Consider the following 12327-nt stretch of genomic DNA (forward strand, 5'->3'; position numbering starts at 1 on the left):
TATATCCATTCACAATCACCCCTGCATCTTTCTACAGGGGATATATATTCGACAAAAAATCCAAAAATCCTTTTGGTAATATATGTAATTTAATTACCTGTTTTTGACATGCGGAGACTCGGTTAAATGAACAACCGTGAAAACCATACGGTTCCACACCGCTCAGCAATTTTTACTGCACTTTCTTAAATTCATAATTTTTTCATAAATTCCTTGCCCAGCCATTTACAAGAGCCACGCTAGAATGCCCCAATTTCAATCTTGGGATGTCACACCTGAACCATCCTCAGACTCAGAATGCAGTTCCGGAGGCTTGGGGCCAAAAAACTGATAATAGTGCACCTTTATCCTGCCGTTGTACAGCTTTCTCTTGCGGTCGGCTTTACGCCCAAAAAGGCGTTCAAAGCCTTCATAAGGTGACAGTATATACAGCGACCATGTATCAAGGGGTTTGAAGACCTGCCCCATCTGCCTGTACAGCTCCTCCACCCCTTTTCTGTCGCCCAATCGTTCTCCATAAGGAGGATTCGTTATAATGCATCCGTACTTCCTTTTTGTGCTGAACTTACACAGGGGCTGAGTATGGAAGTCTATATACTCACCAACGCCTGCCAGCTTTGCATTATGCCGTGCCACCTTCAAAACTTTCCCATCTATGTCATAGCCCAGCAGTCTAAAGCGCAAATCGTGGCGTATGGCATCCTGGGCTTCTTCCCTGGCCCGTTTCCAGATATCAGCAGGAATCCATGGCCACTTCTCCGAATCAAAACTCCTATTGAGCCCCGGCGCTATGTTAAGGCCTATCATCGCGGCTTCAATTAAAATAGTACCCGAACCGCAGAACGGATCCACCAGCATCCTGTTGGGATTCCAAAAGCTGAGCTGCACCAGCGCAGCAGCCAACGTCTCCCTCAGCGGCGCTTTGCTTGCCAGCTGGCGGTAACCGCGCTTGTGCAGGCCGGAACCGCTGGTATCTATGGCCAATGTGGCTACATCCTTCAGGAGTGCAACTTCTATGACAAACCTGGGTCCATCCTCTTCAAACCAGCTCTTCTTGTATTTCATTTTCAGCCGATCTACAATGGCCTTCTTCACTATAGCCTGACAGTCAGGAACGCTAAACAGCTTCGATTTCACCGATTTGCCTATAACGGGAAAACAGGCATTTTCAGGCAGCACATCTTCCCAGGGCAGGGCTTTGGTCTGTTCAAACAGCTCCTCAAAAGTTAGGGCTGGAAATTCCCCCATTTTTATAAATACCCTGTCCGCTGACCGCAACCACAGGTTTGCACGGCTAATCCCCAATGCATCAGTCGTAAAAGTAACCTTCCCGTTGTCCACCCTGACACTTTCATAGCCCAGAGCCCTTACCTCCTGGGCTACGACAGCCTCTACTCCAAAAGCAGCCGTCGCAATGGCCTCAAATGTATCCATGCACCATTCTCTCCTGCGTTTCTAATGCTCTATAATTTATTTTTTGGTATTTTCTGTATATTCTTCCCTATATTTCGTACACTCAATGATAATTTTGCTGCAAATTTAATTTGATTAAATATAGCTTGATAAAGCAACGTTTACGTATGCATTTTTTACACGCAGCAATTGAGCATCCGCTTGCATACCGCCAAAATGATGTCTTCTCATTTTTATTTCAACATAGCTGCAGTATTAATCTGCTTGCTTTTGCAGCTACACTTTTGTAAATATTTCGTTTTGAACAGCAAAATAGACTTTCTACACTAAAATCAAGGATATCACCTGCTTCACTCAATGGAAACTTCATCATTCCAATATGCTGCATTCCTTCATGGATTCCACCTCAGCACAGGATTTCGTGCAGCCTTAGCCTCGTCAAGCCGCCTGACGGGCGTGGTGTGGGGCGCACCTTTTACCTTTTCAGGTTGTTCCTCCACTTCCCGCGCAATCTCAATCAAAGCATCGGCAAAGGCATCCAGAGTTTCCTTGCTCTCGGTTTCGGTGGGTTCAATCATCAACGCCTCCTTTACAATAAGCGGGAAGTACATGGTAGGTGGATGAAACCCGAAATCCATAAGCCGCTTGGCGATATCCAAAGCAGACACTCCCTTTTCCTTTTGCCTCTGTGCCGATATGACGAACTCATGCATACACCTACGGTTGTAAGGCACAAGGTAGTGCTCCTTTAGCCGCTCCATGAGATAATTTGCATTCAGCACAGCAGACTCGGATACCCTTTTAAGCCCCTCTGCACCCATGGACATGATATAGGCATAGGCCTTGACCACAACGCCAAAGTTGCCGTAAAACGACTTTACTCTCCCTATGGAGAGAGGCCTGTCATAATCTAAATAATACCTGCCATCTTTAAACCCAACCATCGGCACCGGCAGGAATGGTTCGAGCTCCTTCTTAACGCCCACAGGACCTGAACCAGGTCCGCCACCGCCGTGGGGCGTGCTGAAGGTCTTGTGCAGATTGAGGTGCACTACGTCAAACCCCATATCGCCCGGCCGCGCTATTCCAAGTATAGCGTTCATGTTAGCCCCATCGTAATAGAGAAGGCCTCCGGCCTTGTGGACGATATTAGCTATCTCCAGTATATTCCCCTCAAACAGCCCCAAAGTATTGGGGTTGGTCAGCATCAGCCCTGCCGTGGTATCGTCCACTACAGCTTTAAGCGCTTCTAAATCAACTTCTCCCCTATCGTTGGATTTTACCTCCACCACATCAAAGCCTACCATGGCAGCCGAAGCCGGGTTGGTACCGTGAGCCGAATCGGGCACGATAATCTTATTACGCTTTACATCACCGCGGTGCTGATGATACGCCTTTATTATCATGAGGCCCGTCATCTCGCCGTGTGCCCCGGCAGCCGGCTGAAGCGAAAACCTGTCCATGCCGGTGATCTCCGACAAAAGCCTATCCATCCTGTACAGTATCTCTAGGCATCCTTGAACGGTCTCAGCCGGCTGAAGGGGGTGCACCTGAGTAAACCCTGCCAAAGCGGCCACATCCTCGTTGACCTTGGGATTGTATTTCATGGTACACGATCCCAGGGGATAAAAACCCGAGTCCACGCCGTAATTGAGCTGCGAAAGGCGCGTGAAATGCCGGACAACATCGACCTCGCTGACTTCCGGTAGCCTGGCGTCCTCTTCCCTCAAGCACTCCCTGGGCACCATCTCTTCTAGCGCCAGCTGTGGCACATCACAATGGGGGAGGGAATAAGCTTTGCGCCCGGACTTACTCATCTCAAATATTAGAGGCCTTTCTTTCACAGCCTACCCACCTCCCTGATCAGCGCATCGATTTCTTCCCTGGTTCTCTTCTCGGTTACCGCTACCAGCCACCCACCTTGAAGCTCCGGATAATCTTTCTCCACCGCATAGCCACCAATGATACCGTGATCCAGCAGCGCTCTGTTTAATTCTTCCACCGGGACAGGGACTTTTACCAGAAACTCATCAAAAAACGGCGCTGGAAACATAGAGCTGCAGCCCGCTTCCGAGATCAGCTTTTCAAAAGCGTAATGAGCCTTTCGCATGGAGAGCAAGGCCACCTCTTTTAATCCCTCTCGTCCCAGCACAGACAGATATACGGTTGCCGCCAGAGCATTCAAAGCTTGATTGGAACAGATATTGGATGTGGCCTTTTCCCTCCTGATGTGCTGTTCCCTTGTCTGAAGGGTAAGCACGAAGGCCCTGTTACCTGATAAATCCACCGTCTGCCCCACAATTCTGCCCGGCATCCTGCGCATCAATTTCTGCGTTGTGGCCATAAATCCAAGATATGGGCCACCAAAATTGAGAGGGTTGCCAAGGGACTGACCCTCTCCTACCACAATATCAGCCCCGCAACTCCCCGGGGATTTAAGAACAGCCAGTGAAACCGGATTTACGCTGACAACCAACAGACCACCAAAGTGATGGACCACTTCGGCGATTTCGCCAAGCATCTCTATAATTCCAAAGAAGTTCGGGGTTTGCACCACCACAGCCGCCACATCGTCGGACACCAACCGCTTGAGTTCCTGAATGTCCACCATACCATCGTCATAGCCTACCTCGTGTACCTTTATGCCTCTAAATCGGCTGTAAGTGTAAACCACTTCTCTACTTTGTGGGTGAACAGAACGAGCGATCAATACTTTTTCCCTGCCCGTGGCTTGGCAGGCCATGCAGACCGCCTCAGCCAGTGTCGAGGCCCCATCGTACATGGAAGCATTTGCTACATCCATGCCTGTCAGCTCGCACATCATAGTTTGGTACTCAAAAATCGCCTGCAGCGTCCCTTGGCTTATCTCAGGCTGATATGGCGTATAGGCGGTATAAAATTCCTGGCGTACCAGCACGTGCTTCACCACGCTGGGAATATAGCGGTCGTATGCTCCGGCTCCAAGGAAACATATATACTCATCCACCGTTTTATTCTTGGCCGCAATATCCTTCATGTGGCGCACCAGTTCCATTTCGGATAAGGCTGCAGGGAGGTCAAGGTCATCCTTTAATCGCACCTGACATGGAATGTCCTCATAAAGCTGCTCAATGCTATGTAGCCCCAGCTTTTCAAGCATTTCCCGCCGATCCTGGTCCGTATTGGGAATGTATCTTCCCATCCCTACGCCTCCTCTTCACAAAACCGCTCATAGCCCTCAGCATCCATCAATGAGTCCAGCTCGCCTGGATCTGACATTTCCAATACCAAAATCCAGTTCTCATACGGGTCCTGGTTTATAAGCTCTGGAGAAGCCTCAAGGTTGGTGTTGACTTCTACAACGGTACCTGAAACCGGCGAATACACATCCGATGCCGCTTTCACCGATTCCACCACAGCCACAGCATCCCCTGCCTTGACGGTACGTCCCACCTCTGGCAGGTCAACAAACACTATGTCACCCAGAGAATCCTGGGCATAGTCGGTAATCCCGATTATGGCCCTATTGCCCTCCACTTTTACCCACTCGTGGTCTTTGGAATACTTCAATCCATTTATAACTTTCACCTTAATCAAACCTCCTATTATATAATAATGACCAAAATGCATCCCATAAACGCAATGTGCGGGCACTATGCCTTCGCCGCAAAAAAGTTTAGCCCTCTATGGTCCTTTGGATATAATAAAGCAGACATTTTAGAGGATGCCCATCTATAATTTAACATTTAATGCATACTTGAGCAACTTTTATTTTTTATATTGTTTTGCATAAAAAGGAATTTTAACCACTTCAGCCTTCAAAGCCTTGTTCCTCACAATTACATCTACCTGAGAACCCTGTGCTGCATACAAAACATCAATAAGAGCCAAAGCAATATTCTTTTTTAGGGTTGGAGAAAAGCCGCCCGATGTAATATACCCTATGCTCCTACCCTCCACCTGAACCTCATAGCCCTGCCGCGGAATCCCTTTATCTCTCATTTCCAGGCCCACCAGCTTTCGTGAAATGCCGCTTCCCTTTTGCTCAATCAGCGCCTCCTGCCCTATAAAGTCCGGTTTATCAAGCTTGACAAACCTGTCCAGTCCGGCTTCCAGTGGTGAAATATCAGCAGAAAGTTCATGGCCATAAAGCGGCAATGCGGCCTCCAGCCGCAGCATATCCCTGGCACCCAACCCTGCCGGCATGACATGGAATTCTGCCCCCGCATCCACAATGGTGTTCCACACCTTACAGGCACTATCTGCTGGTATATATATCTCAAACCCATCCTCACCGGTATAACCAGTACGCGAAATCAATGCAGATACACCGGCGATGCTCACACCGTCCACAAACCTGAAGAATTTAATCTTATCAAGCGGGGCATCCACAATTCTTTGCAAAACCTCCTGAGATTTTGGCCCCTGAAGGGCCAGCTGCGCATACTGCTCAGATAGGTCTTCAACCTCCACGTCATGCGGTTTGTGGCTCTCTATCCACTCAACGTCCTTCTCGATGTTGGCAGCATTGACCACAAGCAAATATCGCTCAGCATCGAATTTATAAACCAGTAGGTCATCTACCGTCCCACCATCGGGATAGCACATGGGCGAATAAAGAACCTGAAATTCGCACATACCTGATATATCGTTGGTTATGAGCTGTTGAATGAACTCGGTGGCACCCCTTCCTTTTATCATGACCTCGCCCATATGGGACACATCGAACAGCCCTGCCCGCTGGCGAACTGCCTCATGCTCCTGCAAAATACCCGTATATTGAAGCGGCATCATCCAGCCACCAAACTCGATCATCTTTGCTCCCAAAGATACATGTTTTTCATAGAGCGGCGTCTTTTTCAATTTAATACCTCCTTAAAACGCAAAAAAAATAATTTGCCGGCTTAGCTTTATTGTAGCACAAAATGCATGTCTTAAAAAATTTAAATTTTCAATCGGAATCAACGCTCTGTGCGCTCTGCACATAGCGCTTTTCCTTCTGCTTGTGCCTGTAAATATAAACCCCTACAGCGAACAGCGCGATACCCCAGATGACAAGGGACCTCATTCCCCGTTCCAGACCTATGGCTTGGGAAACCAAACCCGTCATTGCTGGTACAGTCATGCTCCCCAGCGCTGCCGTCATAACAAGCATCCCGGTGATAAATCCTTTTTGTTCAGGATACATACCCCCCGCTATAGCAATAGCGGTAGGAAACAATCCTCCGAAGAAAAACCCTGTAAACCCAAGTCCCGTTATCGTCAAAACCACAAACGGACTAAACAGGGCCACTACCATAGATACAAGGCCTCCCAGCGCGCTTAAAAATATCACCCTATGATATCCCAGCTTCTCGGCTCCTATGCTGCACGCAAACCTGCCTAATGCCAGCCCCAAGTTGTACACAGCAAGAGTCCCCGAAGCAAAAAACACTGGCAGCCTTACCACATCACCCATATACTTGTTTATCCAGGTATTGATGCTGTGCCCAGCCCCTGAATACAAGAACATCACCATGCTCAATAGCCACAAATAACTTGACGTGAACAGCATCCTATACGGCCATGAACCGGCTTGCTTCACATCGCCATCTGAATGCGGAAAAGTCTGAAACACCAGAAACAAGGTAATAATCACGCCTATTGCGGCGTTAATATAGTAAACCACACGCCAGTATTCAGTATAGCTCAAAATTATTCCCGAAACCAAAGGACCTATGAGGCATCCCACGGCAAAAAACATGTTTGCCTTATTGAGCATGCCGCTGGACCTGCCAGGATACATATCCATAATGGTCGAGCTCCCCGCGGCATCAACCGCTCCATGGCCTATGCCGGCAATAAAAGCAAATGCAAGGGCAACAGAAAAGTGGGACAGGCTGCCCACCCCTATAAGCCCAAGAGTAAGGCATAGGGTCCCCAATATTACCACCCATTTAGCGCCAATGCGATCTGTCAGCAGGCCACACAACACAACCAACAGCATCCTACCCATGGCCATGAAACTGGCAAACAAACCTGCCTGTGCAAGGTTAATGCGGTAATTCTCTATCAAGAAAGGCATGGTGGCTCCAAAGACCGTGAAAGTCAGCCCAATGAGAAAAAACGCACCATAAATCGCCAGGGTAATAAACCGCTTACTTATGTCAACTGTGCTTACCAAAATCTGATACCCCCATTTTTCATCATCATATGCTCTCGAAAAGTCTTAGAGCTTTATTTTAGCTTGTTTGCAGGTTCGGTCTTGGGACTTCACCCCATAATTATTCTGCAAGGTTGCCCTACAAAATCAATCGTTGTGCCTATGTTGCTCAGCTACTTTTCGAGAGTGTTCATCATCACCAAAATATTACGACTAGATGATATAAGAGATCAACAATGCGATGCACAAAAAAATTAAAATTATGTATATCAAAGGCAAGGCCTTCTTGAAAACGCGTTTACAGAAGCGCAATACAAGAAGAGGGTGATATACCTGCAAAATATAGTACAATGCTTTGCTGTATTCTTTATTCTCGGGCGCCATGCTAGCGGCCTGCTGAATGCTGCTGTAACCCTCAGCATACAGCCCCTTTTCCCACAACACCACGCCATTGAGATAGTACCACTGCGCCGTCTTTATCGGTAGAGCAGCCAATGCAGCTTCAGCCTCTTCAATTCTCCCAAGCAATATGAGGTCACGTATATTCTGATATGCACCTGCCTCGGTATCATAGGTCCAGAGCCGCTGCCAGCGGTTACCCAATTTATTTTTGTCATTCACCTTTGCATCGCTTAAAATAAGGCCAGGCGCATCTATCGGTTCAAATCTCCTTAAAAGCTTGCCCTTTACCATTATATTTAAATTGCCTTGATTTAAATCACCTTGTTCAACGCTATAACTTTTTTGTTGCGCTTCATCTTGAGTATTCGTCGTCCTATAAGCCGGTGCTTTCCACAACGGCCCCGGCATCTTATCGATCTTCATCCTTCATACCCCGCCCCCGTACATATTGCCATATTACGCTTCTTTTGCCTCTTGCGTTTATACAATTCATATCTTCTCTTTCCTTCCTCAAAGGCCTTCTTCTCCTCTTCAGTTTCCAGTATGAGCCTCGGCACCTCTACTGGATGCCCGTGTTCATCCAATGCCACCATGGTGAAAAAAGCTGTAAGAGCAGTTACGGGCGGCTGATCGCTGCTTAAATCCTCTACCTCCACACGCACAGCCACTTCCATAGAGCTCCTTCCCACGAATACCAGCTGACCCCTGCAGGTCACCAGCTGCCCTACAAATATAGGTTGATAGAATTCCAGCTCGTCCACCCGCGCCGTCACCACATTTCTCCTGCAGTGCTTCCTGGCCACCACATATGCCGTGTTGTCCATCATTTTCATTATTTCGCCGCCGTGGATATTGCCGGCAGGGTTGGCCTGCTCCGGCAATACGATCTGCGACATCACGGTCTTTGAATATGAGACAGTTCTAGCCTCCACCACTATCACCTCTGCATATCAGTTTGTTTAATGCTTATCATAGCGCTTAGTTTGTATCATTTTCATTTTGTTAAATAGTGCTAAGCATAAAAATCTTTCCTCGCTGCAAAACTTTAAATATTGAGTTCGCCTATGCTAAGAATTATATAACATGGAGATAAAAATTTAAACGGGCATTTGCGTTTTAACGTCATTGACATGGCCCTTTACATGGTGTATCTTAGATTTTGCATGCTTGAAGCATTCAAATAAATAGTTCAAACAACAGAAAGCATACTGTAACCATTAAACGCACAGGGAAGGTGGGGGCAGATTGCAGATTAAATGGCTAAAGGGTACCGATGACCTTACAGACGCCTACAAGATACGCTTCAAGGTGTTTGTAGAAGAACAAAACGTGCCTGCCGACCTTGAGGTAGACGACATCGATGGAATCGCGCATCACGTCGTAGTATATCAGGATGGCATTCCAGTGGGAACGGGCAGGGTATTTGAACAGGGCGGCCGGTATTATCTGGGACGAATCGCTGTTTTGAAAGAATACAGAAAACAGCACATAGGCTCCCTCATAGTCAAGCTGCTGCTCGAAAAAGCCTTTGAATGGGGTGCAGAGGAAGTGCACATCCATGCGCAGATCGCCGTGCTGGATTTTTATAAAAAATTAGGTTTCATCCCTTACGGTGAACCCTATGATGAAGCCGGAATTGAGCATATCAGCATGGTGATTTATAAACGTGCGGGTAAAAAAGCGATCAAGCCTTAGAAATCCACGTCACCCCTCCTCCACCAGCCTCTTTGCCAGCTTGACCGCACCGTTGGCGTCTTCGGCATATCCATCTGCTCCTATTTCATCGGCAAACTGCTGGGTGACAGCCGCTCCACCCACCATAAACTTGCACTTGAGCCCTTCCTTTTTGGCCAGTTCTATCACTTCTTTCATCTGAACCATGGTGGTGGTCATGAGGGCTGACAACCCAATTATGCGTGCGCCGGTCTCCTTTGCCTTCTCGATTATGGTCTCAGCGCCCACATCTTTACCAAGGTCAATGACTTCAAAACCATGATTCCTAAGCATGAGCGCCACTATGTTCTTTCCTATGTCATGTATATCACCCTTAACAGTGGCCAGTATCACCTTCATCTTTTTCTCTTTCGCACCGGCGCTGGCAGCCTCTTCCTGGAGCAGGGGTTCAAGGTGCTCAAAGGCCTTTTTCATAGCCTCAGCGCTCATAAGCAACTGCGGGAGAAAGTACTCTTTCCTCTCAAACAGCTCCCCCACATGGGTTATGGCGGGTATAAGATATTCATCCATCAGGATCCGCGGAGCTATGCCGAGGGCCAAAGCATCCTTTACTATAGGCACAATGCCGTGATGGTCGCCCTTAACCACGGCATCAAAAACCTGCTGCGCGGCTTTTTCCTTCTCTGCAGCTCCGTTTAGCGTGCTCTTGCCAACATCATCCCTAATGGCAGCCCTACTTTCTGTTTCTTTCAATATACCCCCTAATACATCCTCAGTGATATGGGTAGCGCTATCATCAACACCTTGTTTCACATTTTTTCTGCCATCTCGGCCGCCTTTGTCAGCACTTCCAGCAGCGCCATCCTGATACTGCGACCTACCCTTCTCGGCGTTATACTCCACTGATCTCGGCTTGTCATCTTGTACCTCTATCCGGTTCTCGCCTTGGCTCCTGCCAACCTGCCTGAAATACTTTATATATCTCTGGCTGTACACATCTCTACCCAGCAGCACTTCAGAGGCCATCTTAACGTTCATCACCGTCTGGCTCAAGGGATTGACTATGGCCATGGTAAGCCCCTTACCCATTGCCATGGCCAGAAAAGCCGCATTCAGCCATCCCCTCTCGGGCAGCCCAAAGGACACGTTGGATAGGCCAACTATCGTATTGCATCCAAAACTGTTGCTGCACCAGCCTATTAAATTCAAGGTCTCAACTGCCTGTTCCTGGTTGGATGAAACCGCCATCACAAGCCCGTCAACCACTATGTCTTCCTTTTGATATCCTAGCAGCACGGCACGCTCAAACACCTTTTCGACGACCCTTTGCCTCTCCTGAGCCGTCAATGGCACACCTTCATCGGTAAGCGGCAGGAGTATGAACATGGCGCCGTATTTGGCTGCAACAGGCAGTAGCTTCTCTATCTTGTCCTTTTCAAGGGATATGGAATTGACAAGAGCTCTACCCGGATAGATTCTGAGCCCCCTCTCCAGCGCTTCAATATTGGAAGAATCCAGGCACAGCGGAGCATCCACCGCTGTAACCAAGGTGTCTATGACGTCCACCATCGTACCTGGCTCGTCAATGCCCGGCATGCCTACGTTGACATCCAGCACATCAGCCCCTTTTTCAACCTGTTCTACTGCAAGCTGGCGGACGTACGCATAGCGCTTTTGCTTTAGAGCCTCCTGCAGCGACGGCTTTCCTGTGGGGTTTATCCTCTCGCCAACCACAACAAAGGGATTACCTGCTCCAATGAATACCGTCTTCCTGGCCGACGTGATCGCTGAACCTTGATGTTTTGATGGAGGCAGCGGCTTTATCCCCTCTACGTTTCTCGCAACCTCGGCCACATACTCAGCCGAGGTGCCACAGCATCCGCCTATCAAGTTGGCCCCTACCTGTGCCAACAGGCTGGCGTACCGTCCAAACTCCTCAGGCTCCATGTCAAATACCGTCATACCATTCACCAGCTTTGGCAGCCCTGCATTGGGCTTTGCCAGCAATGGCACCTTGGCGTAGGGCTTCATATGCTCTATAATGCTCACCATCTTATCAGGACCGGTGGAACAGTTACACCCCACCACATCTGCACCCAGGCTTTGAAGAGTAATGAGCGCTGTCACCGGATCGGTACCCGTCAGCGTCCTCTCCCCTTCCTCAAACGTCATGGTGACCCACACTGGCAGGTCGCAGCTTTCCTTCACCGCCAGCAAAGCCGCCCTGGCTTCCTGGATATCGGTCATGGTCTCTATAATAAACAGGTCAACTCCTCCCTCGAGCAATCCCCTTACCTGTTCCTTGTAAACCTCTACCGTCTCTTCAAATGAAAGGTCACCGATAGGATGGATGTACCGCCCTGTGCTTGACATATCTCCAGCAACAAGGGCATGCTGTCCGGCCGCCTGCCTTGACAGCCGTGCCAACCGGCAGTTTATCTCTGTCACTCTATCCCCTAAGCCAAACTCTTCCAGCTTTATGCGGTTGGCACCAAAAGTGGCTGTATATATAACACGAGCACCGGTCTTTACATAACCTTGTTGTATATCCAACAGGACATCAGGATGCTCCAAAGCCCACAGCTCGGGGCACACCCCCGGCGGCATCCCTTTTTTCTGAAGCTCGGTACCCATAGCCCCGTCCAGCACTATAACCTTTTCATTCATCAACTGCTTCAAAGTCGTCCAATTCATGCTCATCCAACCTTTCTTTAATC

Annotated in this window: 10 protein-coding genes; 1 reads left to right on the forward strand and 9 read right to left on the reverse strand. The window is 48.6% G+C overall.

Annotation, left to right across the window (positions count from 1 at the left end; translation table 11 throughout):
* Positions 1 to 255: 255 nt before the first annotated feature.
* The 8 genes from KVG29_RS09880 to KVG29_RS09915 form a co-directional block, all read right to left on the reverse strand.
* Positions 256 to 1434 carry a THUMP domain-containing class I SAM-dependent RNA methyltransferase gene (locus KVG29_RS09880; RefSeq protein WP_252228271.1) on the reverse strand — a complete coding sequence of 393 codons (1179 nt, stop codon included), beginning with the start codon at positions 1432 to 1434 and terminating at the stop codon, positions 256 to 258.
* Between the two features lie 371 nt (positions 1435 to 1805).
* A complete protein-coding gene (gene gcvPB / locus KVG29_RS09885) occupies positions 1806 to 3257 on the reverse strand; it encodes an aminomethyl-transferring glycine dehydrogenase subunit GcvPB (RefSeq protein ID WP_252228273.1) in 1452 nt (483 codons plus the stop codon).
* Positions 3254 to 4594: an aminomethyl-transferring glycine dehydrogenase subunit GcvPA gene (gcvPA, locus tag KVG29_RS09890; RefSeq protein ID WP_252228274.1), complete on the reverse strand. Its 1341-nt coding sequence runs from the start codon at positions 4592 to 4594 to the stop codon at positions 3254 to 3256. The genes gcvPB and gcvPA overlap by 4 nt, the downstream gene beginning before the upstream one ends.
* A gap of 2 nt (positions 4595 to 4596) precedes the next feature.
* On the reverse strand, positions 4597 to 4980 hold the full coding sequence (gcvH, locus tag KVG29_RS09895) for a glycine cleavage system protein GcvH (RefSeq protein ID WP_252228275.1): 384 nt from the start codon (positions 4978 to 4980) through the stop codon (positions 4597 to 4599).
* A gap of 180 nt (positions 4981 to 5160) precedes the next feature.
* On the reverse strand, positions 5161 to 6255 hold the full coding sequence (gcvT, locus tag KVG29_RS09900; RefSeq protein ID WP_252228276.1) for a glycine cleavage system aminomethyltransferase GcvT: 1095 nt from the start codon (positions 6253 to 6255) through the stop codon (positions 5161 to 5163).
* An 88-nt stretch (positions 6256 to 6343) separates the two neighbouring features.
* Positions 6344 to 7555 (reverse strand): MFS transporter, encoded by a 1212-nt coding sequence (locus tag KVG29_RS09905; protein WP_252228277.1) that lies wholly within the window; start codon positions 7553 to 7555, stop codon positions 6344 to 6346.
* Positions 7556 to 7747: 192 nt separating this feature from the next.
* Positions 7748 to 8359 carry a hypothetical protein gene (locus KVG29_RS09910; protein ID WP_252228278.1) on the reverse strand — a complete coding sequence of 204 codons (612 nt, stop codon included), beginning with the start codon at positions 8357 to 8359 and terminating at the stop codon, positions 7748 to 7750.
* Complete coding sequence (locus KVG29_RS09915; protein WP_252228279.1) at positions 8356 to 8868, reverse strand: acyl-CoA thioesterase; 513 nt, start codon at positions 8866 to 8868, stop codon at positions 8356 to 8358. Before KVG29_RS09915 ends, KVG29_RS09910 begins: the two co-directional genes overlap by 4 nt.
* Positions 8869 to 9181: 313 nt before the next feature.
* Here KVG29_RS09915 and KVG29_RS09920 point away from each other — a divergent pair, with 313 nt between their 5' ends.
* Entirely contained in the window at positions 9182 to 9631 is a 450-nt protein-coding gene (locus KVG29_RS09920) for a GNAT family N-acetyltransferase (RefSeq protein ID WP_252228281.1), read from the forward strand.
* A gap of 9 nt (positions 9632 to 9640) precedes the next feature.
* On the opposite strand, the gene KVG29_RS09925 is transcribed toward KVG29_RS09920, so the two are convergent.
* Positions 9641 to 12304, reverse strand: coding sequence for a homocysteine S-methyltransferase family protein (locus tag KVG29_RS09925; protein ID WP_420840552.1), 2664 nt, complete (start codon positions 12302 to 12304; stop codon positions 9641 to 9643).
* Positions 12305 to 12327 lie beyond the last annotated feature (23 nt).

The sequence above is a fragment of the Caldicoprobacter algeriensis genome (assembly GCF_023838525.1).
Classification (GTDB): Bacteria; Bacillota; Clostridia; order Caldicoprobacterales; family Caldicoprobacteraceae; genus Caldicoprobacter; species Caldicoprobacter algeriensis.

Excerpts from the sequence above, each read along its gene's own strand:
- KVG29_RS09880 (WP_252228271.1), bottom strand. The coding sequence starts at position 1,434 with ATGGATACATTTGAGGCCATTGCGACGGCTGCTTTTGGAGTAGAGGCT.
- gcvPA (WP_252228274.1), bottom strand. The coding sequence starts at position 4,594 with ATGGGAAGATACATTCCCAATACGGACCAGGATCGGCGGGAAATGCTT.
- KVG29_RS09910 (WP_252228278.1), bottom strand. The coding sequence starts at position 8,359 with ATGAAGATCGATAAGATGCCGGGGCCGTTGTGGAAAGCACCGGCTTAT.
- KVG29_RS09925 (WP_420840552.1), bottom strand. The coding sequence starts at position 12,304 with ATGAATTGGACGACTTTGAAGCAGTTGATGAATGAAAAGGTTATAGTG.